This window comes from Saccharothrix sp. AJ9571, assembly GCF_021725495.1.
Classification (GTDB): domain Bacteria; phylum Actinomycetota; class Actinomycetes; order Mycobacteriales; family Pseudonocardiaceae; genus Amycolatopsis; species Amycolatopsis magusensis.
In genome coordinates this window covers 8,175,526-8,199,055 of sequence record NZ_CP091382.1, presented here as the reverse complement: position 1 = coordinate 8,199,055, position 23,530 = coordinate 8,175,526, and the positions used below count along the sequence as shown (strand labels likewise).

The window sequence follows — 23,530 nt, the reverse complement described above, 5'->3', positions numbered from 1 at the left end:
GGATTGCCGGGTTGATTGCAGAGGATACTTTGCAAAGAGCTCTCTGCGTTCTACGCTGGCGGCATGGAACGGAAGACCGTCGAGCTGGACTCGCGCATGCTGCGGGCATTGGCGCACCCGCTGCGGATGCGCCTGGTCGAACTCCTGCGCCGCGACGGCCCCGCCACGGCGTCCGGGCTGGGCAAGCGGCTGGGGGAGAGTTCGGGCACCACCAGCTGGCACCTGCGCCAGCTCGCCGAGCACGGCTTCGTCGAGGAGGACGCCGAGCGCGGCAACCGGCGTGAGCGGTGGTGGCGCGTGGTCCACGACAGCTTCAACCTCAACGCGATGCGGTTCGCCGGCGATCCCGACCTCACCGGCCCGCTGAACACCTACCTGATGAGCGCGGCCGAACGCCGCTACGAACGGGAAGCCTCATTCTTCGCCAACGCCGAGCGGTGGCGCGACTCGTGGGGCGACGCACCGGCGTTCAGCGACTACAGCCTTTCCCTCACCCCGGAGGAGGCGCAGGAGCTGTCCGCCGAGGTGGACGCGGTGGTCGCGCGCTACCGGCGTGAGCCCCGCGAGGGCGACACCGCGGTCGTCGCGCACTGGGCCGCCTTCCCCCGCGAACGCCACCCGGAGGAGCCGTGAACAGAGCACTGATCGCCCTGGTCTCGTCGACCGCGATCTCCTCGGCGGGCGCGGCGATGACCCTGGTCGCCGTGCCGTGGTTCGTGCTGGACACCACCGGCAGCGGCGCGCAGACCGGCATGGTGGCCGCGGCCGAGGCGGTGGGCCTGCTGTTCTCCGTCGCGCTGGCCGGTCCGCTGGTGGACCGGTACGGCGGGCGCGGGATGAGCGTGCTCGCCGATCTGTTCACCGCCGCCGCGGTGGCCGCGATCCCGCTGGCGCACGGCACCATCGGCCTGTCGCTGCCGGTGCTCCTGGTGCTGTCGCTGGCGATCGGGGCCGGACGGTCGCCGGCCCGGACGGCGAAGCAGGTCCTGCTGCCGGCGACCGGGGTGCGGATCGAACGCGGCGCGAGCGCGCAGGAAGCCGTGCAGCGCCTCGGTGATCTGCTGGGCGCCCCCGCGGGCGGCGTGCTGATCGCGGTGCTGAGCCCGCCGCCGGTCCTCCTGCTCGACGCCGCCACGCTGGTCCTCGCGGCCGCCCTTGTCGGTTTGTTCGTCCCAAAAGGACAGACCAGTTCGCGACGCGGTAGCGGATATCTGCAGGAGCTGCGGGAATCCGTGGTCGCGCTGCGCCGGGACCGGCTGCTGCTGGCGGTGTGCCTGATGTGCGCGGCGACCAACGCGCTCGGCATCGGGCTGTTCACCGTGCTGCTGCCCGCCTACGGCACCCTGGTGTGGCACGACAGCACGCTGGTGGGCCTGGTGATCGCGGGCAGCGGGGCCGGTGGCGTGCTCGGCTCGCTGCTGTTCGGCTGGCTCGGCAGGCGCTGGCGCCGGTGGCCCACGTTCACCCTCTGCTTCCTGCTCTGCGGCCCGCCCGCGTTCGTGCTGATCGCCGCGGACCTGCCGCCCGCGGTGCTGGTGGCCGCGATCGCGCTGACCGCGATGGCGAACGGCCCGCTGAACCCGCTCATCGCGGCGGTGAAGTTCGACCGGGTGCGGCCCGAACTGCGGGGCCGGGTGTTCGGGGCGATCAGCTCGGTAGCGCTGGCGGCGATGCCGCTGGGCAACCTGCTCGCCGGGGTGCTGATGGACCTCGCCGGGCTGACCGCGGCGTCGCTCGCACTGGGGGGCGCGTACCTGCTGATCACCTTGTGCCCGCTGCTGTTCCGCGTCTGGCGCCAGCTCGACGCGCCACCACTGGTGGAGCTGTCGCCGAGGTGAGGCGGCCCGGCCCAGGATAGGATTCCGGCCATGGCACGCCGATCCCTCCACACCCCAGCTCCCGACGCCGCCGCCCTTCGAGCCCGGCTCGACCGGGCGAAGCAGGCCGCGACGGCGGCGGACACCGACGCTCTGGTGATCGCCCCCGGATCGGACCTGCGGTACCTGATCGGCCAGGCGGGCGGCTCGTTCGAGCGGCTCACCGCGCTGGTGGTCCCCGCCGAGGGCACCCCCGCGCTGGTGCTGCCGAAGCTGGAAGCCCCCGGGTATGCCGAGGTGCCCACCGACGCGCTCGGCGTCGAGCTGCACACCTGGGTCGACGGCGAGGACGCCTACCGGCTGGTCGCCGGTCTCCTCGGCAAGCCGGGCCGGGTCGCGGTCAGCGACTTCACCCCGGCGCTGCACGTGCTGGGCCTGCGCGAGGCGATCGCCGGGGCCGAGCAGACGCTGGCCGGTCCGGTGATCCGCGAGCTGCGGATGCGCAAGGACGCCGCCGAGATCGAGTCGCTGCGCCAGGCGGGCGCGGCGATCGACCGGGTGCACGCCAGGGTGGCCGAATGGCTCAAGCCGGGCCGCACCGAGGCCGAGGTCGGCGCGGACATCGCCGCGGCCATCGTGGAAGAGGGCCACAGCGAGGCGGCGTTCGTCATCGTCGGCTCCGGGCCGAACGGCGCCAGCCCGCACCACGACGTGTCGGACAAGGTCATCGAGGACGGCGACGTGGTGGTCGTCGACATCGGCGGCCCGCTGCCCGACGGGTACAACTCCGACTCCACCCGCACCTACGTGCTCGGCAAGCCGCGCGACGCGGACGTGGCCGAGACCTACGCGGTGCTGCAGCGCGCGCAGCGTGCCGCGGTCGAGGCGGTGCGCCCCGGCGCGACCGCCGAATCGATCGACGCGGCCGCCCGTGACCTGATCGCCGACGCCGGTTTCGGCGAGTACTTCATCCACCGCACGGGCCACGGCATCGGCCTGGACGTGCACGAGGAGCCGTACATCATCAAGGGCAACGCGCTGGCGCTGGAGCCGGGCATGGCCTTCAGCGTGGAGCCGGGCATCTACCAGGCCGGCCGCTGGGGTGCGCGGATCGAGGACATCGTGGTGGTCACCGAGACCGGTGCCGAGGCGGTGAACAACCGGCCCCACGAGCTGGTCGCGCTTTGACCACGCCGCTGGAGCCGCTCGACCAGGCGATCGCGCGGGAACTGGCCGCGGACGGCCGGTGCAGCTTCACCGACCTCGCCGAACGGGTCGGGCTCTCGGTGTCCGCGGTGCACCAGCGGGTCAAGCGGCTGGAGCAGCGCGGGGTCATCCGGGGCTATTCGGCACGGCTGGACGGCGAGCAGATCGGCCTGCCGCTGACCGCGCTGATCTCGCTCACGCCGAACGATCCGGCCGCCCCGGACGACTACCCGACGCGACTGCAGCACATCACCGAGATCGAATCGTGCTATTCGGTGGCCGGTGACGAGTCGTACATCCTGCTGGTGCGGGTAGCCTCTCCGCTGGGACTGGAAGATCTGCTGCGGCGGATCCGGGAGTCGGCCAAGGTGTCGACGCGGACCACCGTGGTGCTGTCCACGCCGTTCGAGGGGCGCTCACCGACGCTCTGACTTCCGGCGGGTGAATGGTACGATAAAAGGTATGGCAACACGTAAGGTAACCCTCTCGCTCGACGCCGGAGCGCTCGAGTTCGCCGAACGGGCCGCGAAAGCCCACGGCATCTCCGTCTCGTCCTGGTTGTCCAAGGCCGCCCGCCGGGAAGCCGTCCGCACCGGGTACACCCCGCACGTCGCACCCCCGCAGGTCGAGGCACTGGCGCTGGCCGACGAACTGGAACTGGCGAAGGCGGAGGAGGACCTGCGTGCGGAGGGGTGAAGTCTGGACGTACCACCCCCCGACCGAACCGTCCCGCCAGCGCAACGTCCTGCTGCTGTCCTCGGACGGCGTGAACGATTCCGAGCGGCCGTGGCTGCTCGGCACCGAACTGCTGGACCGCGACCCCCAGGACATCCTGGGCGTGGCCGTGGACGGCCGGTACTGGATCTCCACCCTCAACCTGACCCGCCTCTACCGCCCCTGGCTGGACGAACGGGTCGCCGAAGTCGGCCTGGACGTCCAAGAACGCATCGACATAGCCCTACGCGCCGCCCTGGACCTCTGACCCCCGAACCCCACGTTCAGGCAACCGAGTTCCACACTCGGGCCGCCGAGTTCCACGTTCAGGCGGGCGAACCCCACACTCGGGTAGCTGAGTTCCACGTTGGGGCAGCCGAGTCTCGCACTCGGGGAGCCGAGATCCACATTGGAGCAGCCGAGTTCGACGTTCGCGTGGCCGGGTTCGCGACACGGAGGCCAGTCAGCCCGCGGTCGGCCAGGGGGTTGCTTCGATGAGTTCCTCTGGAGCGGACAGGCGCCAAGCTTCGTAGACGAGTTCCTCCAGTTCGTCGCCTTCGATGCCGGACAGGTAGACCACCACCCACCCGAAACCGCCGGTGGTGAACTGGACCTCGAACACCTCCGGCCGCTCGGCGACCAGCGCCTGCTGTTCGGACAGCGTCTGCTTCAGCCCAACCGTCTGCGTACGCGGCCAGTAGTACCCGAAACGCTTGCCGCGCACGCTGTACGAGGTGTACTCGCTGCCCTTCGCGCGCTGCACCTCGGCCAGCGCGTCCACCATGCGCTGGAACTGTTCACTGCGCACGCTCACGTCACACCCCCCAGGAATCGAGGCCTCAGTCTAGGCCCCGGCACCGACAGGAGTTGATCAAGGAGCCTGGAGCAGGCCGTCCACCACGCGGTGAACCTTCGTCAGGGCGTCCTCGTCGCCCAGGCGCAGGGCGGAGTTCGCCGCCAAGAGGACCGCGTCGAGCTGGAAGGCGGCGAGTTCGGGGTCGAGATCCCGGATTTCCCCGGCCTCGACCGCGTGCCGCAGTTCGCCGGCGAGCAAGGCCTGCCAGTCGCGCTGGTCGCGGACGAGGGCATCGCGGATCGGGCCGGGTTTGCTGTCGAACTCGGCCATGGTCGCCGCCCGGAAGCAGCCGCCGGGGAACAGGGGGATGGTCGCGTACTCGGTCCATTGGGCGATCAGCGCGCGCAGCCGGGCGACGCCGTGCGGGCGGTTCGAGGCGGGCCGGACGACGGCGTCGAGGAAGGCCTCGCGCGCTGTCTCGACCGCCGCCAACTGCAGCTTTTCCTTGGTGCCGAACAAAGCTTGGACGCCGCTCTTGCTCATGGCGAGGGTCGTGGCGAGGCGGCCGATGGTCACGCCGTTGAGGCCCTCGAGCGAAGCCATGTCCACCGCGTGGCGGGCGATCGACTGCCGGGAGCGGGCGCCGCGGAGCAGTCGCCCATCGGAGGTGGTCACCGGTTCATCCTCGCACAAAAACCTGGCCCAAACAATACGAACGGTCGTATGGTGAACTCGTGCTGACCGAACTGAACGACCCTTTCTGCTTGACCAAAGAGAGCGCGGCGCGGATGCTCGCCCGTGCACCTTGGCGCCGCTTCGCCGTGATCGGCGACAGCCTCGCCGCGGGCACCGGTGACCCGACTCCGGGGTATGCGCCGCTGCCCTGGGGTGACCGCGTGGCTGCCGCGCTCCCACTGAATCTGGCTTATCAGAACACCGGCACGATCGGCGCGACCATCGGCCGGACCCTGGCGACTCAAGTGGACAGTCTGCTCGCCTTCGAGCCTGATCTGGTCCACGTCGCCTGTGGCGCCAACGATCTCTGGCGACCGGAGCCGGATTTCGGGATCGTGGAAGGGAACCTGCGACGCTTGTTCACCATCGCCGCGAGCACCGGGGCCCGGCTGACCACCTTCACCCTCGGCAGGGCGTTCACCGTGCCGCGGTTCCCCGACTTCCCCGACCGCGTCCGCATGCTCAACAAGCTCACCCGAGCCATCGCCGCCGAGCACGACGCGGTGGTGATCGACATGTGGGACCACCCGGTCAACGACCGTCCCGAGCTGATCAGCGCCGACGGCATCCACTTCGCCGGGGTCGGTCAGGCGGTGCTGGCCGCCGAGGTGGTGCGTGCGCTAGCCGGGTTGGTTCCGGGTGCCGCCGGGGCGGCGGTGTAGCAGGTCGAAGCGCGACCACATGGCCTCGGCCGCTTCGATCGACTCGCTGGTGCGGCCCGGGTCGACGGCTGCGAGCTGGGCGACGATCGCCTGGACCAGGGCCATGCCGGCGGTCAGCGACGGGAAGAAGGTGACGCCTTCCGCGGGCACCATCAGCACCTGCTCCGCCGCGCCCGCCAGCGCCGGGCTGGCCGCGTCGGTGACCGCGAAGACCCGGGCGCCGCGTCGGCGAGCTTCGTCCGCGGCGAGCACGGTGCTTTCGTACAGGCGCCAGAAACTGATCGCGACGAACACGTCCTCGCCGGTCAGTTTCGCGGTGTGGTTGGCCAGTTCGGCGTCACCGGCCGTGACCGCCTGCACGTCGTACCCGGCCAGGCGCGCGTTGTGCGCGAAGGCGATGCCGACCGCGGCGTAGCTGCCGTCGGCGATCACCACGGTCCGCCGCGCGGCGGCGATCGCCTCGGCCGTGGTCCGGATCGCGTCCTCGTCGAACCGGCGGTTGAGCAGCGCGAGGCTGTCCAGATCACGCCGCAACGATGCCGACGCGGGTGAACCGACGCCGTTGTGTTCCTCGGCGACCTGCGGTGCGCTGAGCGAGGAGAGGTAGCGCGCCCGCAACTCCTGTTGCAGCGCGGGCCAGCCGGCGAAACCGAGCGCCTGCGCCGTCCTGGTCACCGTGGCCACGTTCACCCCGGCGAGCTGGGCCAGTTCGCCGGTCGAGCCGAACGACGCCCGGCGTGGCTGGGACACCAGCAGTTCCAGCACCGCGGCCGAGCGTGGCCGCAGCCCGCGCTCCGGCATCCGGCCCCGCAGCCAGCTTTCCAGGCCGTCGTCGGTTTCCGCGTCCGTCACGGGCTTCACGGTAACGCACGGTGCAGGCGCGACCGCTGTTGCAACAAGTATTGCAAAAACCGAGATATGCAGTATAGCTTGTCGGCACCTCGTTGGCGGACACGAAGGGCGCGCTATGACGCTCCTGGCACGACTCGATCGGCTCCCGCTGAGCCGTCCCCACTACAAGCTGCTGCTGATCGGCGGCCTCGGTTACACCTTCGACGGCATGGACTCGGCCGTGGTCGCCTTCCTGCTGCCCTCGGTCAAGGAGGTCTGGGACCTCAGCAACGGCCAGCTCGGGCTGATCGGGTCGGCCACGCCGTTCGGCTTCCTCTTCGGCGCCGTCGCGGCCGGCTTGCTCGGCGACCGCATCGGCCGCAAGAAGGTGATGATGTACGCGCTCGCCTTCTACGCGGTGTTCTCCGTCATCGCGGCCTTCTCGCCGAACTACGAGATCTTCCTCGGTGCGCGGGTGCTGGCCGGACTGGGCGCGGGCGCGGAAAGCGCCATCATCGCGCCGTTCCTGTCCGAGTTCGTGCCCGCGAAACGACGGGGCTGGTTCGTCGGCGCACTCGCCGGGTTCTTCTCGTTCGGCTTCGTGGCCGCCGCGCTGATCGGCCGGTTCGTCGTGTCGGCCTCGCCGGAGGGCTGGCGGATCGCCCAGCTGATCACCGCGCTGCCGATCGTGATGCTGTTGTGGTGGCGGCGATCCCTGCCGGAGTCACCGCGCTTCCTGCTGACCCAGGGACGGGAGGCGGAAGCCGAGCAGGTGGTCCTCAAGCTGGAACGCGACGTCGAACGCGCGACCGGGCGGGCGCTGCCCCCGCCGGAGCCCGCCACGCTGCAGCCCGCCACCGAGACGCCGAAGGTCAACCTCCTCATCGCATTGCGCTTCCTCTGGAGCCGGGCGATGCGGCGGCGGACGGCGGTGATCTGGACGGTCTGGTTCGTGATCACCTTCTCCTACTACGGCTTCTTCTCGTGGATCCCGACGCTGCTGGTCGAGCGCGGCATCACGGTGACCAAGAGCTTCGAGTTCTCCATCATCATCTACCTGGCGCAGATCCCGGGGTACTTCTCGGCGGCCTGGCTCTCGGAGAAGCTCGACCGCAAGCAGACGATCGCGTTGTACCTGACCGGCTCGGCGATCAGCGCGTTCTGGCTGAGCCAGATGGACGCGCCGTGGTCGATCACGCTCGCCGGTGCCGTGTTGTCGTTCTTCCTCAACGGCACCTACGCCGGCGTCTACTCCTACACCCCCGAGGTGTTCCCGACCTGGATCCGTGCCACCGGCACCGGGCTGTCCAGCGCCTTCGGCCGGGTCGGCAGCATCCTGGCGCCGACGATCATCGGCCTGTCCGCCGCCAGCCTCGGCTTCGGCGGGGTGTTCGGCCTGACCACGGTGGTGCTCGGCGCCGGGGTGCTGTGCGTGCTGGTGTTCGGGCTGTCCACCGCCGGGCGCTCGCTGGAAGAACTGACCGAACACGGCGCCGCCGTGTCGACCGCCGAGGAGATGACCAAGTGACCTCTCTGTCCACTCTGGAGGATCGGGTACGCGCGGAGGTGGGGGTGGAGCTGTTCACCGTGCTGGCGTGGGTTCCCGTGCGGCGGGCGCTGCGCCGGGTGCACAGCAGTCACCCCGCGGAATACCCGGTCGGCGGCGAGAAGACCGTGGAGGTCGCCCGCGGCTGGCTCGACGAGTGCATCACCGCGCAGCGGCCGTACTTCGGCCCGGACGCGAAGGCGGTGCGGGAGATCTTCGCCGACCACGAGCTGATCGCCGGGCTCGGGTGTGGTGCGGTGATCAACGTGCCGGTGGTCGACGAGGACGGCCGGACGCTCGGTGTGCTCAATCTCCTTGACGCGGAAGGGAAGTACGACCAGGCATCGGTCGATGCGGCGATGTCGCTGGCGCCGCTGGCCGTGCCCGCGCTGCGCGACGAGGTGGTCCGGTGAGCTCGCTGCTGCTGCGCAACGCCCGCCTGCTCGATCCCGAGGTGGGGGAGTACGTCGAAGGTGACCTGCGGTGCGCCGACGGCCGGATCGCCGAGACCGGCCCGGACCTGAAAGCCCCGGACATCCGCACGATCGACCTGCGGGGCGCGGTGGTCGTGCCGGGCCTGATCGACGCCCACGTGCACGTGACCGCGTCGACCGCTGATCTGGGCTCGCTCCCCGCGCAGTCACCGTCCTATGTGGCCGCGCACAGCATGAACACCATGGGGCGCATGCTCGATCGCGGGTTCACCACCGTCCGCGATGCGTCCGGGGCCGACTACGGCCTCGCCGACGCGCAGGCGGAGGGGCTGTTCCGCGGCCCGCGCCTGCTGTTCTGCGGGCGGGCGCTGAGCCAGACCGGCGGGCACGGTGACAGCCGCGGCCGCGGCACGCATCGCCACGACGACCACCCGTGCTGCGCCGGGCTGGGCCGGATCGCCGACGGTGTGGACGCGGTCCGCGCCGCCGCGCGCGACGAACTCCGCAAGGGCGCGCACCACATCAAGGTGATGGCGTCCGGGGGAGTGGCGTCGCCGACCGACCGGATCGACTCCCTGCAGTACTCCGCCGACGAACTCCGGGCCATCGTCGAGGAAGCCGAAGCCGCCAACCGGTACGTCGCCGCGCACGCCTACACCGCGCGGGCGGTGAACCGGGCGCTCGAACTGGGCATCCGGTCGATCGAGCACGGCAACCTGATCGACGACCGCAGCGTCGAGCTGTTCCGCGAGCACGACGCGTTCCTGGTGCCCACCCTGGTGACGTACTGGGCGCTCAAGGAGGAGGGCCGCGAGTTCGGGCTGCCGGAGTCGAGCTGGCGCAAGGTGGACGAGGTGCTCGGCGCCGGGCTCGAAGCGCTCGAACGCGCGGCCCGCGGCGGGGTCAAGATCGTCTACGGGTCGGACCTGCTCGGCGGCATGCACCGGCACCAGAACCACGAGTTCCGGCTTCGGGCCGAAGTGCAGCGCCCGCTCGACGTGCTCCGGTCCGCGACCTCGGTCGCCGCCGAGCTGACCGGCCTGACCGGGGAGATCGGCACGCTGGCCCCGGGCGCGCACGCCGACCTGCTGGTGCTCGACGGCGATCCGCTCCAGGACATCGGGGTGCTGGCGTCGCCGGAGCGGTTCCGCTTGATCGTGCAAGGCGGCATTCCGGTCTGAACAGCCCAGCTCAGCACGGCCGTTCGGTGCACTTTCACTGGTTCAGTGCATACTTTCGTTGACTTGTGGCGAAAGTTCTCTCTAATGTCTTGTGACCTGAGTTACAAATCCGGTCCCCCTGGAAAGAGAGAACATGCGTCTTCCAGTGCTGTTCGCCGCGTTGCTCGTCGCCGGTTCGGGGCCCTTGCTGGTGCCCGGACCGGCGGCGGCCCAGATACCACCACAGGAACCAGGGGTGACCCTGCGCGTCTACGACGTCCAAGTCGGGCTGGACAAGCTGTGCACGCTCAAGGCGGGCCAGACGCCCAACATCGACAAGCTGATGCCGGTGATCGACTGGTCGACCACCGGCGACTTCGGCATCGGCGACAACTTCGTCTCCGAAGTGACCGCGAACCTCAACATCGCTACCGCCGGCACCTACAACTTCCGGCTGACCAGCGACGACGGCTCCCGGCTGCGCATCGATGACAACGTGGTCATCAACCACGACGGCTTGCACTCGCCGACCGCCAAGGACGGCTCGGCCCAGCTGAGCGCCGGCTACCACGCCCTGCGCATCGACCACTTCGACGCCACCGTCGACCAGGTGGTCCGCCTCGAATGGCAGCCGCCGGGCGCGTCCGGCTTCAGCGTGGTGCCGAACTCCGTGCTCAGCACCGACGCCGGCGTGGTCAGGGTGACCGCGCCCGGCCGCAAGGACTGCGAGGCGAGCGGGGACAGCCCTGGCGACGGCGTGCCGCTGACCGGGGTGCACCCGAACTTCACCCTGACGAACCTGCGCCCGAACGGGTTCGAGCCGCAGGTCAGCGCGATGGACTGGCTGCCGGACGGCAGGCTCGCCATCGCCACCTGGGGCGGCACCGACAACGAGCTCGGCGAGGTCCACCTGCTCAGCGGCGTCTCCGGCAACACCGACCCGTCGAAGGTGCGCACGCAGAAGATCGCCGAAGGGCTCAAGGAGCCGATGGGGCTCAAGTACGTCGACGGCAAGCTCTACGTCTCGGAGAAGACCGGGCTGACCGAGCTGAACGACACCAACGGCGACGGCGTGACCGACGACTACCGCACGGTGGCGACCTGGCCGTTCGGCGGCAATTTCCACGAGTTCGCCTTCGGCCTGCTCTACCGGGACGGGTTCTTCTACCTGAACCTCTCGGTGTCGATCAACTACGGCGGCGCCACCACCGACCCGCAGCCCGCACCGAACCGCGGCACCACGATCAAGGTGAGCAAGGCGACCGGTCAAGTGTCCTATGTGGCCGGTGGGCTGCGCACGCCCCACGGCATCGGCTGGGGGCCCGATGGCGACGTCTTCGTGACCGACAACCAGGGCGGCTGGCTGCCTTCGTCGAAGCTGGTGCACGTCAAGCAGGACCGGTTCTTCAACCACTACATGAACCCCGACGGCCCGTTCGACAACCGTGCGGTGACCGCGCCGGCGCTGTGGCTGCCGCAGAACGAGATCGCCAACTCGCCGAGCAACCCGATCCAGCTGCCGAGCGGCCCGTTCGCGGGGCAGCTGGTGTTCGGTGACGTGACCTACGGCGGCATCCAGCGCGCCTATCTGGAGAAGGTCAACGGCGAGTACCAGGGTGCGGTCTTCCGGATGACCCAGGGGCTCGAAGCCGGGGTCAGCCGGATCAGCCTCGGCCCGGACGGCGCCATCTACACCGGTGGTATCGGCGCGGGCGGCAACTGGGGCCAGCCGGGCAAGCTGAGCCACGGCCTGCAGAAGCTGACGCCCAGCGGTACCGGTGCGTTCGACATCCTCGCCATGCGTGCGGTCGAGGGCGGGTTCGAACTGGAGTACACGCAGCCGCTGTCGAACGAGACGGCGCAGGGCCTCGCCGCGAAGTACCAGGCGTCGCAGTGGCGTTACGTGCCGACCGCGGACTACGGCGGCCCGAAGATCGACGAGCAGACGGTCCAGGTCTCGTCGGCTTCGCTTTCGGCCGACCGCAAGAAGGTCACGCTGCAGATGCCGGGCCTGAAGGCGGGTCACGTGGTGCACGTCCGTTCGCCGCGTCCGTTCGCGGCGGAATCCGGCGCTTCACTGTGGAGCACCGAAGCCTGGTACACGCTGAACGCGCTCGTCGGCACCGCGCAGGCGACCGAGTACGAGGCGGAGACGGCCGGGCTGAGCGGTGGCGCGGGGGTCAACACCAACCACCCCGGCTACTCGGGCACCGGTTTCGTGGACGGCTTCTGGAACTCGGGCGCGGCCGCCGCGTTCACCGTGAACGTGCCGTCGGCGGGTGACTACAACCTCGGGCTGCGGTACTCGAACGGCCCGGATCCGTTCGCCGGCAGCAAAACCGTGAGCGTCTACGTCAACGGGACGAAGGTGCGGCAGACCCGGCTGGCGAGCACGGTCGACTGGGACACCTGGGCGACGCACACCGAGGCGCTCGGGTTGCGGGCCGGGAACAACACGGTGACCTACAAGTTCGACGGCGGGGACGACGGCAACGTCAACCTCGACAAGCTCAGCCTCACCCCGGTGCGGCGCGTGACCCTGTTCAACGGGTCCAATCTGGACTCGTGGGAGAAGCGGTCCGGTGGCGCGGCGACCTGGCCGGTGGCCGGTGGCTCGATGGAGTCGCTCGGCGGTGACATCCGCACCAAGCAGAAGTTCGGCGACTTCAAGCTGCACGCCGAATGGCTGGAGCCGCAGTACCCGTCGAACGTGACCGGGCAGGCACGCGGCAACAGCGGGGTGTTCCTGCAGGAGCGGTACGAGGTGCAGGTGCTCGACTCCTACGGTGACACGACCCTGGCCGCCGACGAAGCCGGTTCGATCTACTCGAAGCGGGCGCCGGACAGCAACCCGGCGGCGGCACCGGGCACCTGGCAGACCTACGACATCACCTTCCGCGCCGCGCGGTTCGACGGCGCGGGCAAGAAGATCGCCAACGCGCGGGTGACGGTGGTGTGGAACGGGGTCGTGGTGCACAACGACGTCGAGATCGACGGGGTGACCGGGTCCGCCAGCCTGCCGGAGGGCCCGACGCCGGAAGCCGTCTATCTGCAGGACCACGGGGACGCGGGGGAGAACCCGCGCTTCCGGAACCTGTGGATCGAGCCGCTGGGCTGACCCGTAGCGGTGACACGAATGTGGCTTTGGGGGCCGATTGTGCCCCCAAAGCCACATTCGTGTCCTCACACCGCCGTCACGAACATCAGGCACAGCCCGACGCATATCGTCGCCCACGCGGTCCAGGTGTGGGCATCGTGCGGCCAGGCGACACTGGCTCTCGGCCGCCCGTGCGGATCGGCGGGGCCGGGAACGCGCTGGGGGGAGCGGCGCCGCCGGAAGGTGGCCCGAGTGCGGCAGGTCGATCGGCTCGAACAGGTGGGACATCGTGGCCACCGCCTTTTCCCCTTGTGCGTGAGGTCGGGAGGTGTGGCCGAATGTGACACCGGAAGCGTGTCTCTCACCCGTTTGCTTGGGAAAGTGGAACTGAGTGCAAAAAATACCCCGAGCTAGCGCCGAAAGAGTGAACAAAACGCCAAGATCGCGCCCCAGCGTAACAAGCCGTAGTCGGCGGACGAGGTAACCGAGCGTAGGAACAGCGCCCGGACGCGAGGAACGATCGCCATGAGTACCACGAAACCCGGCCTTCCCCAGTCGCCGATGAAGCGCATGCCGAAATGGCTCAAAATCACGCTTTCGGTATTCGGGGTGTTGTTCGTCCTCGCGCTCATCTTCGGGAAATCCGCACCCGAGCAGCCGACGCCACCGGCCGCGGCGCCGACGACCACCATCTCCGCGCCGGCGAGCAAGGTGCCGCAGCCCGCGGAGTACGTGGTCGCCGGGATCGAGAACGGCGACACCGTCGAGCTGACCGGACCCGCCGGGACGATCTCGGCACGCATCCTCGGCATCGAGACCCCGCCGCCGACCGGCGACAGCTGCTTCCGCGACGAGGCCTACCAGTGGGCCAGCCTGGCGCTGTCCGGCAAGGAAGTGGTGGCCGTGGTCGACGAGGCCCAGCGGACGGTGGTGTCCTTGGTGTTCGCGGACGGCACCGACTACGTGACCCAGACGCTGCAGACCGGCCAGGCGAAGTTCGTCGCCGACGCCGCGCTCGGCACCGCGGCGGCCGGGCTCCGGACGGCCGAAGCGGCTGCCAAGGCTGCCGGGCTCGGGCTGTGGGCGCAGCCGTGCGGTGGGGTGATCACCAGCGCGCCGAAGCAGGCCGCCGTGCCGCAGCCCGCCCCCGCTCCCGTCCCCGCGCCGACCAAGCAGGCCGTCCCGCCCCAGACCACGATCCCGGTCGAAGAGCCCGAACCGGCCGCTGCTTACTACAAGAACTGCGACGCCGCCCGTGCCGCCGGGGCCGCCCCGCTCAGCGCGGGCGACCCGGGGTACAGCCTGAAGCTCGATCGCGACAAGGACGGCATCGCCTGCGAGTGATCAGGCGCGCGAGCGGCCGATGTAGACGTTGCGCGCCCGGTAGTAGGTGTCGCCGGACGGCCCCGGCGACCCGGACGAGCCCTCCATTTGCAGGTTCAGGATGAGCCACATCGGCTTGTTCACGAAGTTCGCGGCGCGGTGCTGGCCGACCCAGTTGCCGTCGAGGTAGTAGTGGATGTCGGCGTCGGTGGCGCTGACCTTCGCGATCCAGGCGCGGTAACCGTGCCAGGAGCCCGGATTACTCACGTTGACGACCGTGCTGGACCAGCCGCCGCTGGCGTTCTTGTAGGTGTTGAACCAGTTCCGCGCGTCGCCCTTGTATTCGAGGATGTCGCTTTCCGGCGGCCAGCTGGTGGCGCCGGTCAGCCAGAACGCGGGCCAGGTGCCGCGCGCCGAGGGCGCCTGGAACTCGCCCCGGACCTCCCACTGCGGGAACTGGTCGCTGACGACCACCTGCTGCTTCGCGTGCAGCGTGCCGGAGTGGTAGTGGATCGGCAGGTACGGGTCCTTGCTGCTGGTGCCCTCGTCCCAGTTGATCCGGCTCGCCTTGAGCACCAGCACGCCGGAACCTTCGAGGTACACGTGGTTGTGGTCGGACGCGCTGCCGTACATGCGGGCGGTGCCGTTGTGGTCCGAACCCCACGGGTACCGGTAGTGCCACGCCGATTCCAGCGCCGGATAACCGGAGAAGCTGCCGCTCAACACGGTTTCCCAGGTGGCGGCCGCGGCCGGGCGGAGACCGCCGGCCGCCAGGCCGAGCAGACCGGCGGAACCGGCGATGAGGAAGCGGCGTCTGTCCGTTGCCATGATTCGACCTCTCTGTCGATCGGGCAGGTGGAAAGCGCTTTCAGCCTGGTCCCGACCGGAGCGGGGCCGCAATCCGCCGGTCAGGTGTTAGCGCTCACAAAGTCGCGATCCCCGCCGGATCCACCTCGGCCCGGACGGCGGTCCGCCACCTCCTTATAGCGTTGGGGACCGCGCGAGCCGGAAGCCGACGTCGTCGACGGTGAAGGTCGGGTGGCTGCGGCGCCGGACCGAGGCGCGGCAGCTCCAGTGCTCGTCGAACCAGCCGCCGCCGCGGAGCACCCGGTAGGTGCCGTAGACCTCCGCGTCGTAGACGTCCCAGCACCATTCCCACACGTTGCCCAGCGTGTCGTGGAGACCCCAGGCGTTCGGGCGCTTGCCGCCGACCTCGTGCACGCGTTCCTCGGAATTGCCGCGGTACCAGGCGATCTGGTCGATCGGGCCGTACCGCGCCTCGGTGCTGCCCGCGCGGCAGGCGTGCTCCCACTCGGCCTCGGTGGGCAGGCGGTAGCCGTCGGCGGTGGTGTCCCACTCGACGTCCTCGGCGTCCGCTTCGAGGCGGTAGACCGGGGTCAGCCCCTCCCGTTCGGACAACGCGTTGCAGAACCCGACCGCGTCCAGCCACGACACGCTCTCCACCGGCAGCTGGTCACCGGTGGCGGCGCTCGGCCGCTTGCCGGTCACCGCCGCGTACAGCTCCTGCGTGACCGGGACCGCCGAGATGCGGTAGGCCTCCAGCGCCACCGGCCAGCTGCGCTGGGTCCGGCGGTCGGCCAGGGTCACCCGGCCCGGCGGGATCGCGATCATCGGTTCCACGGGCGGCGACTCTAGCGCGGTGAGCCTCAGAGCTCCCCGGAAGTACCGGGCGATCGGCGGTGGCCGCATTCCGGCTTGACCCTGACCCCGCAGGAGCCTTGAGGCTGATCAGCATGAGCGAGTTCAAGAGCCCCGTCCCGATGCCCGGCCCCGGTGTGACCGCGCCCGAGCCCTATCGGGAGTTCTACGGCATGCCGATGTTCGTCATCCTGCCCACCGCCGACGTCGAGGAATCCAAGGATTTCTGGATCCGCGGCCTCGGCTTCATCGACCTCTTCTCCGCCCCGCAGAACCAGGTGGTCCACCTGCGGCGGTGGGCCTTCCAGGACGTGCTCCTGGTGCCGGGGGAGCCGATGCCCGAGCCCACCTTGATGAGCACCAGCTTCTCCTGCGTGCTCGACGAGATCGAGCCGATCGCCGCGCGCTGCGAGGAACTCCGGCCCGGCAGCACCGCCGCCCCGGTGGAGCAGCCGTGGAACTCGGTCGAGCTGACCGTGATCACCCCGGAGAACGCCCGCGTGGTGATGACCGCCGCCCGCCGGATCGATCCGGACAGCCCCGTGGCCGACAACCTGCGGGAGCTGGGGATCGACATCCCCCGCGGATGAGCACCGCGAACCCGGTGCGCGACACTGGGCTGGTGATGGATCCCGCACCGCCCGGCCCCGGCGGACTGACCGTGGGCCGGGCGGCCGCGCTGGTCGGGGTCAGCGTCAAGACCCTGCACCACTGGGACGGCATCGGCCTGGTGCGGCCGAGCGGGCGGACCTGGGCCGGGTACCGGGTGTACTCGGCGGACGACGTCGCCCGGATCCACCGGGTGCTGGTCTACCGGGAGATCGGCTTCCCGCTCGCCGAGATCGGCCGCATCCTGGACGACCCGCGCACCGACGCACAGGACCACCTGCGCCGGCAGCGGGAAGAACTGGTGGAGCGCATCGAGCGGCTACAGCGGATGGTCGGCTCGGTGGACCGGATGATGGCGGCCTCGAAGGTCGGCATGCGGTTGAGCGCCGAAGAACAGGTCGAGATCTTCGGCGACCACTGGCAGCTGTCCTGGGTGGAGGACGCCGAGGAGAAGTGGGGCGAGAGCCCGCAGTGGGCGCAGTACGCCGAGCGGGCCGCCGAGCGGACTCCGGAGGACTGGAAGGAGCTCGTGGCCACGGCCGACGAGCTGCACGCCGATCTCGCGGCGGCCTGCCAGGCCGGGGTCGCGCCCGGATCGGAAGCGGCGAACGTGCTGGCGGAACGGCATCGCGCGATGCAGTCGGAGTACTTCGACTGCACGCATTCGATGCACGCCTGCCTCGGCCGCACGTTCGCCACGGACCCGGGGTTCCGGTCCTACTACGACGGTTTCACCCCGGGGCTGGCGTGCTGGCTGCGCGAGGTGATCTTCGCGAACGCCGAAGCACACGGGATCGACCCGGAGACCGCGGTGTGGGAGTGACCCCGGAGCCAGCTGGTCCAGACCTCCGCGACCGCTCGCTTACCTGACGCACCCGCTCTACCTGGGGAAACCGCGATGAGCCGGAGCCGTGGTCGCGGAACGCGCCGTCGGTGAATAATGTGGGCAGTGCGTCCGAGGCCTCCTAGCCCGGGCACTGGTCTCCGGTCGCGCTCGCTGCTGGACCCGCCGAACCCCACTGGCGGGTCCAGCAGTTCCTCAGTTCTTGCGGGCCACGCCCCCGGTCATGAACCGGACGCCGATGGTGGTGGCGTCGGTGACGATGGTCTCCGGGCGCCACAGCGGCAGCGGCACGATGCCCGGCGGGAGCAGTTCGAGACCGTCGAAGTAGGCGGCCAGCTCGGCCGGGGTGCGCACGCGGCCGGTGCCCAGCTGCGAGAGCAGCACCTGCTCCAGCTCCGCGCTCTCCGGGGAATCGCTGAGCCGGGTGAAGTTGGTGATGAAGAAGTACGAGCCGGAGGCGGCCGCGTCGCGCAGCGTGCGCACGATGCCCGCCGGGTCCTCCTCGTCGAGCAGGTGGTGCAGGATGCCCACCAGCATCACGCAGACCGGCTTCGAGAAGTCGATCATCGAGACGACCTCGGGGTGCGCCAGCACCTCCTGGGGCTTGCGCAGGTCGGCGGTCACCACGCGGGTGTTGTCGTTGTCCTGCAGCAGCGCCCGGCCGTGCGCCAGCACGATCGGGTCGATGTCGACGTAGACCACCTTGGCGTCCGGGTTGACCTGCTGCGCGACCTCGTGGGTGTTGCGCGCGGTCGGCAGGCCGGAGCCGAGGTCGAGGAACTGGGTGATGCCCTTTTCGGCGGCCAGGTGGGTGACCACCCGGTGCAGCATCGCCCGGTTGTGCGCCGCGATCTCCTTGAGCTCGGGCATCACCGCGAGACTGGCGTGCGCGACCTGGCGGTCGATCTCGTAGTGGTCCTTGCCGTCGAGCATCACGTCGTAGACGCGGGCGGCGGTCGGCACCCCGTCGTCCAGGATGACGACTTCGGTATCGGTCGACTCGGCAGGCATGTGGTGATCGCTCTCCTCACCGCTGATCGGAAACGCACCCAGGATAGTCACTCGCGCACATCCTGTCACAGCTTCGGCACCCTCAGCTGGCGGGGCGTCAATAGGCCGGCCGCGCGAAGTCCGCGAGGACGGATTCCCGCCAGCGCCGGGGATGGGCCGCGCGCCAGAGTGGTCGGTATGACGACTTCGTCCACCACAGACCCGGTTTCCGTGCTCGAAGGCATGTACGCGGCGGAGGCCGAGTACCTCGCCGCCGGGCAGGGCTCGTTCGCGCCGCTGGCCCCGTTCTTCGCCGAAGACGTGGTCCTCCACCAGGCCGACGCCCTGCCCTACGGTGGAATCTGGCGCGGGCACGATGGAATGGCGCGGTTCTTCGAGGCCATGGGCCGGACCTGGGCCAGCTTCGACCTGGTCGAGCAGGACTACCTGGCGACCACCAGTCCGCTCGTCGTCCGGACCAGGGTGCGGGCGCGGGCCAGGGACACCGGCCGCGAACTCGAGTTCCTGATCCTGCAGACGATCACCGTCGAGGACGGCCGAATCACCGAAGTCCGTCCGTTCTACTGGGACACCGCGGCCATCGCGCGGGCGTGCGAGACGGGCTGACCGGCCGGGGCCGAATGCTATGAGTGGGGCATTACTTGCATTCAACGCTAGTAATGCCCCACTCATAGCATTGACTGGGGACAAGCTGGGTCGGCGTGCAGGGCTTTCGCGGTGGGGGAGTTGGGGAGGTCGGCCGGGTCCGGGTATGTGCCGAGCACTCGGTCGGCGGTGCCCGAGGTGGTCACGGTGAACCAGTAGTGCTCGTTCTTGAAGTGGTGCAGCCGGTGGTTACGCCAGATCGCGCGGTAGAGCCGGGTGCGCGGCCGGTAATCGCTGTGCACCAAGTAGTGGGTCCACTCGTAGCCGAGCCCGAGCAAGCCGAGACACGTCAGGAAGGTCAGCCCGGTTTCCAGGCGCGGGAAGGCGAACAGGCCGATCGCGGTAACCGCGGGCAGCAGCCAGAGCAGGGTCTGCCACGGGATGAAGATCAGCGGCACGTCACGCGGATCGCCGTGGTGCTCGCGGTGTTTGCGGGCGAGCAGCGAGTCGATGGTGAATCGGCCGATCCGGCGTGGCCGCCAGTGCAGCACGCTCACGTGTACGACCCACTCGAACAGCGGGAACACCGCGAGCATGAGCGCCGGGACGAACAGATCGCTCAATCGCCAATCGCCGAGCAGCACGCGTGTGACGGCCGCGGCGACCAGCAGCGCCCCGATCATCCACGGCGACGGCCGGGTCCGGAACACCCGGGCGGCGTCGGCAAGGGAGAGCGGTTCACGGGGCATGACGACCTCCTCGTCGGCGGGCCTCGAAGGTAGGTCGCATCGTGGTCAGTGGTCAAGTGGTATGACCAGTTCGCATCCGCTAAGGTGACCGCATGACCGCGTTCAGACGGGTGGAGCGCCGCTCGGTGCCCGACGAGGTGTTCCAGCAGCTGCTGGACGGGGTGGTCGACGGCGAGCTCGCCCCCGGCGCCAGCCTGCCCGCGGAGCGTCAGCTCGCCGAGGTGCTCGGGGTTTCGCGTCCGGCGGTCCGGGAGGCGTTGCAGCGGCTCGCGCAGACGGGACTGGTCGAGGTGCGTCAGGGCGGCGCCACCACGGTGCGCGATTTCCGCCACCACGCGGGCCTGGACCTGTTGCCGCGCTTGCTGATCCGCGCGGGACGACTCGACACGGGTGTGGTCCGCAGCATCATGGAGGCGCGGCTGACGGTGGGGCAGGAGGTCGCCGCGCTGGCCGCCGACCGGGCCGGGGCGCGGCTGGAAACCCCGTTGCGCGCAACGATTTCGTCGCTGACGAGCACCGACGACCCGGTCTCGCAGCAGCGGCACGCGCTGGAGTTCTGGGGACACGTGGTCGACGGCGCCGACTCGATCGTGTTCCGGTTGATGTTCAACAACCTGCGCGCCGCCTACGAACCCGCGCTGGACGCGCTCGCCAACGTGCTCGGCGCCGAAGTCGGCCGTGCCGGGCACTACCGCGAGGTCACCGACGCCATCGTGGCCGGGGAACCGGCGCTGGCGAAGCGAAGCGCGGCGGAGTTGTTGCAGCTGGCCACTTCCGAGATGGACGAAGTGCTTCGCCGGCTGGACGCCTCAGCCGAGTCGTAGGCGCACCGCCTTCGGCAGCCCGGCGACCACGCGTTCGTAGGAGTGATCGACCAGATCGAGCACCTCGTCGTCCGGCACCGAGCCGTCGAGCAGCACGGTGTTCCAGTGGCGCTTGTTCAGGTGGTAGCCGGGCTTGATAGCCGAGTGCTCGTGCCGCAGGTGCAGGGCGAGTTCGGGGTCGCACTTGAGCGACACGCACGGCGTGCCGTCCATTGTGGACAGCAAGGCGAAGATCCGGCCCTCGATCTTGTAGACGTCGATCTCCGGGCCGAACGGGTGGTCCTCCACCGCGGCGGGCAACGACAGCGCGTGCGCGCTCACTTCTCGCGGTCCCACGACTCCTCCTCTCGTCAACGCTTCGGCCAGTACCAGGAAGGGCGGTCCAGCCTGCCCTGCCCGGACAGGATCGTGGCACCGAGTTCCTTCTCGAGTTCGAGCGAAGCCGCTTCGCCGGAAATCTGTTCCAGGGCCCGAACCAGCGGCTGGGCGTGCGAGACGACCACGATCTGCGCCTTCTTCGCGGCGATGGCGATCAACGCGGCCAGCGCGGGCAGCAGTTCGGGGTGCAGGCTGGTCTCGGGTTCGTTGAGCACCAGCAGTTCCGGCGGCCGCGGGCTGAGCAGCGCGGCCACCCAGAGCAGGTAGCGCAGCGTGCCGTCGGACAGTTCGGCGGCGCTGAGCGGGCGCAGCAGGCCGTCCTGGTGGAAGCGCACCTCGAACCGACCGTCGGTGTTGGCCACGGTCAGCTCCGAGCCCGGGAACGCGTCGTCGATCGCGGTGGCCAGCGCGTCGGCGTCACCGGACTCCTGGATGGTGCGCAGCGCGGCGGCGAGGTCGCCGCCGTCGTGGTCGAGCACCGGCGTCCGCGTGCCGATGCGCGGCTGCCGCGCCGGAGCGCCGGCGTCGGTGCGGAAGTGGTCGTAGAAGCGCCACGACCGGATGCGCTCGCGCACCACCAGCAATTCGGGGCAGGCACGGGGATCGGCGAACTCGCTGAGCATGCTGTCGGTCAGCCCGATGCGGTGCCTGTCCTCGGCCCAGGCGCCGGTCTGATCACGTGTGCGCACCATCGGCCCGGCACGATCGGCGAGCAGCGTGGCCGTGCGGAGCACCGGACCGTGCCAGACGGCTTCGCGCTTGAACTCCGGGTCGAGGTTGAACGCCGTCTCGCCGGGCACCGGCAGGCCGAGGTCGAGCGCGTAGCCGAATTCGTCCCCGGCGAAGCCGAGCCGCAGCCCGACAGCTTTGTCGCGGCGCGTGCCCTGCACCGGCGAGCGACCCTCGCGGACGGCTCTGCCGTGCACCTCGGGTCCGGCCCACAAGGTCGACGGCAGTCCACCCTCGCGCGCCAGCGCCGCCACGGCACCATTGCGCGCCGCGTCGGCGAGCAGGCGCAGCGCACGGTACAAACTGGACTTACCGCTGCCGTTGGCCCCGGTGACCACGGTCAACCGGGACAGCGGCAGCACCAGATCTCGCAGCGACCGGTAGTTCTCGACGGCCAAGGTGGTCAGCACCCGCACACGCTAACCCGCGGCACCGACAGATTCGCGTCACAACACCACGAAGACGAGCCAGCTGACCGCCGGGGCGACCAGCACCATGCTGAAGCCCCAGCGCATGAGCTTGCCGAAGACCTCTTCCCTGGTCTCCTCCGTGGCGTTGGCGACCACGAGCGCGCCACTGGTGGAGAACGGGCTCGAGTCGACCACCGAGGACGAGATCGACAGCGCGATGATCAGGCCGACCGCGCCCACCTCCCCGGCCAGCAGGAAGGGCACGGCGAGGGGGATCAACGCACCGAGGATCCCGGTGGTGGAAGCGAAAGCGGAGACCGCGGCGCCGATCAGGCAGATGATCGCGGCGGCCAGCAGCGGCACGCCGATGCCCGCCACCTGGTCACCGAGGAAGGTGATGGTGCCCGCCCGTTCCATCATGCTGACGAAGGTGACGATGCCGCAGATCAGCAGCACGGTCGGCCAGGCGACCTGCGAGACCGCGCCCTTGGCGCTCTTCGGCGACACCAGTGAAAGCAGCACGGCCACGCTGATCGCGGTGAAGCCCACGTCCAGGTCGAAGAACAGCACGCCGATGGTGAGCCCGAGCAGGCCGGCGAGGGTGAGCGCGCGGTCCAGGGTGAGCTTCTCCGAGTCGCCGGGGCCGGCGTCGGTGGAATCCGTGCCGCCGCTGACCGGGGCTGGGTCGTCACCTTCGGTCCGGCCGCCGACCGCGGCCAGTTCCGCCACCGGTTCCCGGCCGCGGGCCAGCAGCTTGCGCCCGCCGAAGAGGAAGAACACCACCACGCTCAGCGCCACGTTGAAGACGAACGAGCTGACGAACAGCAGCACCGGGTTGCCCGGCAGGTTGTTCCGCGTGACCACGCCGTTGACGATGCCGCCGAAGATGCTCATCGGCGAGAAACCGCCCGCGCTGGCGCCGTTGATGATGAACAAGCCCATCAGCGCCGGGTTGATCCGGTAGCGCAGCGCGAATCCCATGCCGATCGGCGCGATGATCGCGACCGCCGCGGGCACCACCGCGCCGACCGCGGTCAGCGCTCCGGTCACCAGGAACATCATCCACGGCACCAGTGCGATCCGGCCCCGCACCACGCGCACGGCCTGGTGCACCAGCCAGGTGACGGTGCCGTTGTTGGTGGCGATGGCGAAGAGGTAGGTGACCCCGACCAGGATGACGAACAGGTCGCCGGGGAAGCCGCCGACGATGTCGTCGCTGGACTCGCCGAGCACCAGCGTGCCCACCGCGAACGCGGCGACGAAGGCGAGCGCGCCCATGTGCACCGGGAGCACGGTGGCGATCAGGAACACCGCCACCAGCGTGGCGATCATGATGATTTGCACCGACATGCGTACTCCCAGGGTCGGCGATGACATCCGGGTCGGGTTCCGCATTACGGAATCGTGCTTC

Annotated in this window: 26 protein-coding genes; 16 read left to right on the top strand and 10 right to left on the bottom strand. The window is 69.8% G+C overall.

The window, feature by feature from the left end; translation table 11 throughout:
• Positions 1-63 precede the first annotated feature (63 nt).
• From L3Q67_RS36940 to L3Q67_RS36915, 6 genes are read left to right on the top strand one after another with little or no spacing between them, the layout of a single operon-like run.
• Positions 64-633 carry an ArsR/SmtB family transcription factor gene (locus tag L3Q67_RS36940; protein WP_499186055.1) on the top strand — a complete coding sequence of 190 codons (570 nt, stop codon included), beginning with the start codon at positions 64-66 and terminating at the stop codon, positions 631-633.
• Positions 630-1,838, top strand: coding sequence for an MFS transporter (locus L3Q67_RS36935; protein ID WP_499186054.1), 1,209 nt, complete (start codon positions 630-632; stop codon positions 1,836-1,838). Before L3Q67_RS36940 ends, L3Q67_RS36935 begins: the two co-directional genes overlap by 4 nt.
• Before the next feature lie 30 nt (positions 1,839-1,868).
• The gene (locus L3Q67_RS36930; protein ID WP_499186053.1) at positions 1,869-3,005 is read left to right on the top strand and encodes a M24 family metallopeptidase; all 1,137 of its coding nucleotides are present in this window, start codon (positions 1,869-1,871) and stop codon (positions 3,003-3,005) included.
• Positions 3,002-3,454 carry an Lrp/AsnC family transcriptional regulator gene (locus L3Q67_RS36925; protein WP_499186052.1) on the top strand — a complete coding sequence of 151 codons (453 nt, stop codon included), beginning with the start codon at positions 3,002-3,004 and terminating at the stop codon, positions 3,452-3,454. Before L3Q67_RS36930 ends, L3Q67_RS36925 begins: the two co-directional genes overlap by 4 nt.
• A gap of 31 nt (positions 3,455-3,485) precedes the next feature.
• Positions 3,486-3,719: a hypothetical protein gene (locus L3Q67_RS36920; protein WP_282768388.1), complete on the top strand. Its 234-nt coding sequence runs from the start codon at positions 3,486-3,488 to the stop codon at positions 3,717-3,719.
• Positions 3,706-4,005 carry a DUF302 domain-containing protein gene (locus tag L3Q67_RS36915; RefSeq protein ID WP_499186051.1) on the top strand — a complete coding sequence of 100 codons (300 nt, stop codon included), beginning with the start codon at positions 3,706-3,708 and terminating at the stop codon, positions 4,003-4,005. Before L3Q67_RS36920 ends, L3Q67_RS36915 begins: the two co-directional genes overlap by 14 nt.
• A gap of 195 nt (positions 4,006-4,200) precedes the next feature.
• Here L3Q67_RS36915 and L3Q67_RS36910 read toward each other — a convergent pair whose 3' ends face one another.
• Both L3Q67_RS36910 and L3Q67_RS36905 read right to left on the bottom strand, forming a co-directional pair.
• Positions 4,201-4,551: an MmcQ/YjbR family DNA-binding protein gene (locus tag L3Q67_RS36910; RefSeq protein WP_499186050.1), complete on the bottom strand. Its 351-nt coding sequence runs from the start codon at positions 4,549-4,551 to the stop codon at positions 4,201-4,203.
• A gap of 57 nt (positions 4,552-4,608) precedes the next feature.
• Positions 4,609-5,208, bottom strand: coding sequence for a TetR/AcrR family transcriptional regulator (locus tag L3Q67_RS36905; protein ID WP_499186049.1), 600 nt, complete (start codon positions 5,206-5,208; stop codon positions 4,609-4,611).
• 89 nt (positions 5,209-5,297) lie between these two features.
• Here L3Q67_RS36905 and L3Q67_RS36900 point away from each other — a divergent pair, with 89 nt between their 5' ends.
• The gene (locus L3Q67_RS36900; RefSeq protein ID WP_499186048.1) at positions 5,298-5,930 is read left to right on the top strand and encodes an SGNH/GDSL hydrolase family protein; all 633 of its coding nucleotides are present in this window, start codon (positions 5,298-5,300) and stop codon (positions 5,928-5,930) included.
• Here the strand turns inward: L3Q67_RS36900 and L3Q67_RS36895 are convergent.
• Positions 5,889-6,731 carry a MurR/RpiR family transcriptional regulator gene (locus tag L3Q67_RS36895; RefSeq protein WP_499191728.1) on the bottom strand — a complete coding sequence of 281 codons (843 nt, stop codon included), beginning with the start codon at positions 6,729-6,731 and terminating at the stop codon, positions 5,889-5,891. The two genes, L3Q67_RS36900 and L3Q67_RS36895, sit on opposite strands and share 42 nt — an antisense overlap.
• A 166-nt stretch (positions 6,732-6,897) precedes the next feature.
• Here L3Q67_RS36895 and L3Q67_RS36890 point away from each other — a divergent pair, with 166 nt between their 5' ends.
• The 5 genes from L3Q67_RS36890 (at position 6,898) to L3Q67_RS36870 (ending at position 14,342) form a co-directional block, all read left to right on the top strand.
• Entirely contained in the window at positions 6,898-8,289 is a 1,392-nt protein-coding gene (locus L3Q67_RS36890) for an MFS transporter (protein ID WP_499186047.1), read from the top strand.
• Positions 8,286-8,720 (top strand): GAF domain-containing protein, encoded by a 435-nt coding sequence (locus L3Q67_RS36885; protein WP_499186046.1) that lies wholly within the window; start codon positions 8,286-8,288, stop codon positions 8,718-8,720. The genes L3Q67_RS36890 and L3Q67_RS36885 overlap by 4 nt, the downstream gene beginning before the upstream one ends.
• The gene (locus tag L3Q67_RS36880; protein WP_499186045.1) at positions 8,717-9,922 is read left to right on the top strand and encodes a metal-dependent hydrolase family protein; all 1,206 of its coding nucleotides are present in this window, start codon (positions 8,717-8,719) and stop codon (positions 9,920-9,922) included. The genes L3Q67_RS36885 and L3Q67_RS36880 overlap by 4 nt, the downstream gene beginning before the upstream one ends.
• 133 nt (positions 9,923-10,055) lie before the next feature.
• Positions 10,056-13,019 (top strand): 3-keto-alpha-glucoside-1,2-lyase-like domain-containing protein, encoded by a 2,964-nt coding sequence (locus tag L3Q67_RS36875; protein ID WP_499186044.1) that lies wholly within the window; start codon positions 10,056-10,058, stop codon positions 13,017-13,019.
• Positions 13,020-13,523: 504 nt separating this feature from the next.
• Positions 13,524-14,342 (top strand): excalibur calcium-binding domain-containing protein, encoded by an 819-nt coding sequence (locus L3Q67_RS36870; protein WP_499186043.1) that lies wholly within the window; start codon positions 13,524-13,526, stop codon positions 14,340-14,342.
• Here the strand turns inward: L3Q67_RS36870 and L3Q67_RS36865 are convergent, their stop codons facing one another.
• Complete coding sequence (locus tag L3Q67_RS36865; RefSeq protein WP_499186042.1) at positions 14,343-15,149, bottom strand: glycoside hydrolase family 16 protein; 807 nt, start codon at positions 15,147-15,149, stop codon at positions 14,343-14,345.
• Positions 15,150-15,302: 153 nt separating this feature from the next.
• Positions 15,303-15,953 (bottom strand): formylglycine-generating enzyme family protein, encoded by a 651-nt coding sequence (locus tag L3Q67_RS36860; RefSeq protein ID WP_499191727.1) that lies wholly within the window; start codon positions 15,951-15,953, stop codon positions 15,303-15,305.
• Positions 15,954-16,075: 122 nt separating this feature from the next.
• On the opposite strand from L3Q67_RS36860, the gene L3Q67_RS36855 reads away from it, so the two are divergent.
• Together L3Q67_RS36855 and L3Q67_RS36850 are read left to right on the top strand one after the other, a co-directional pair.
• The gene (locus L3Q67_RS36855; protein WP_499186041.1) at positions 16,076-16,570 is read left to right on the top strand and encodes a VOC family protein; all 495 of its coding nucleotides are present in this window, start codon (positions 16,076-16,078) and stop codon (positions 16,568-16,570) included.
• Positions 16,567-17,412, top strand: a complete 846-nt coding sequence (locus L3Q67_RS36850; protein WP_499186040.1) for a MerR family transcriptional regulator — start codon at positions 16,567-16,569, stop codon at positions 17,410-17,412. Before L3Q67_RS36855 ends, L3Q67_RS36850 begins: the two co-directional genes overlap by 4 nt.
• A 216-nt stretch (positions 17,413-17,628) precedes the next feature.
• Here L3Q67_RS36850 and L3Q67_RS36845 read toward each other — a convergent pair whose 3' ends face one another.
• The gene (locus tag L3Q67_RS36845; RefSeq protein ID WP_499186039.1) at positions 17,629-18,444 is read right to left on the bottom strand and encodes a class I SAM-dependent methyltransferase; all 816 of its coding nucleotides are present in this window, start codon (positions 18,442-18,444) and stop codon (positions 17,629-17,631) included.
• Positions 18,445-18,621: 177 nt separating this feature from the next.
• Between L3Q67_RS36845 and L3Q67_RS36840 the strand changes: the two genes are divergently transcribed.
• Positions 18,622-19,050, top strand: a complete 429-nt coding sequence (locus tag L3Q67_RS36840; RefSeq protein ID WP_499186038.1) for a nuclear transport factor 2 family protein — start codon at positions 18,622-18,624, stop codon at positions 19,048-19,050.
• A gap of 62 nt (positions 19,051-19,112) precedes the next feature.
• On the opposite strand, the gene L3Q67_RS36835 is transcribed toward L3Q67_RS36840, so the two are convergent.
• Positions 19,113-19,778, bottom strand: a complete 666-nt coding sequence (locus tag L3Q67_RS36835) for a sterol desaturase family protein (protein ID WP_499186037.1) — start codon at positions 19,776-19,778, stop codon at positions 19,113-19,115.
• Positions 19,779-19,870: 92 nt separating this feature from the next.
• Here L3Q67_RS36835 and L3Q67_RS36830 point away from each other — a divergent pair, with 92 nt between their 5' ends.
• Positions 19,871-20,602 (top strand): FadR/GntR family transcriptional regulator, encoded by a 732-nt coding sequence (locus L3Q67_RS36830; protein ID WP_499186036.1) that lies wholly within the window; start codon positions 19,871-19,873, stop codon positions 20,600-20,602.
• On the opposite strand, the gene L3Q67_RS36825 is transcribed toward L3Q67_RS36830, so the two are convergent.
• Genes L3Q67_RS36825 through L3Q67_RS36815 form a run of 3 tightly spaced genes read right to left on the bottom strand, consistent with a single transcriptional unit; the run spans position 20,588 to position 23,469 of the window.
• Complete coding sequence (locus tag L3Q67_RS36825; RefSeq protein WP_499186035.1) at positions 20,588-20,938, bottom strand: MmcQ/YjbR family DNA-binding protein; 351 nt, start codon at positions 20,936-20,938, stop codon at positions 20,588-20,590. The genes L3Q67_RS36830 and L3Q67_RS36825 overlap by 15 nt on opposite strands.
• A gap of 14 nt (positions 20,939-20,952) precedes the next feature.
• A complete protein-coding gene (locus L3Q67_RS36820; RefSeq protein WP_499186034.1) occupies positions 20,953-22,119 on the bottom strand; it encodes an AAA family ATPase in 1,167 nt (388 codons plus the stop codon).
• Positions 22,120-22,155: 36 nt separating this feature from the next.
• Positions 22,156-23,469, bottom strand: a complete 1,314-nt coding sequence (locus tag L3Q67_RS36815; RefSeq protein WP_499186033.1) for an SLC13 family permease — start codon at positions 23,467-23,469, stop codon at positions 22,156-22,158.
• Between the last annotated feature and the right edge of the window lie 61 nt (positions 23,470-23,530).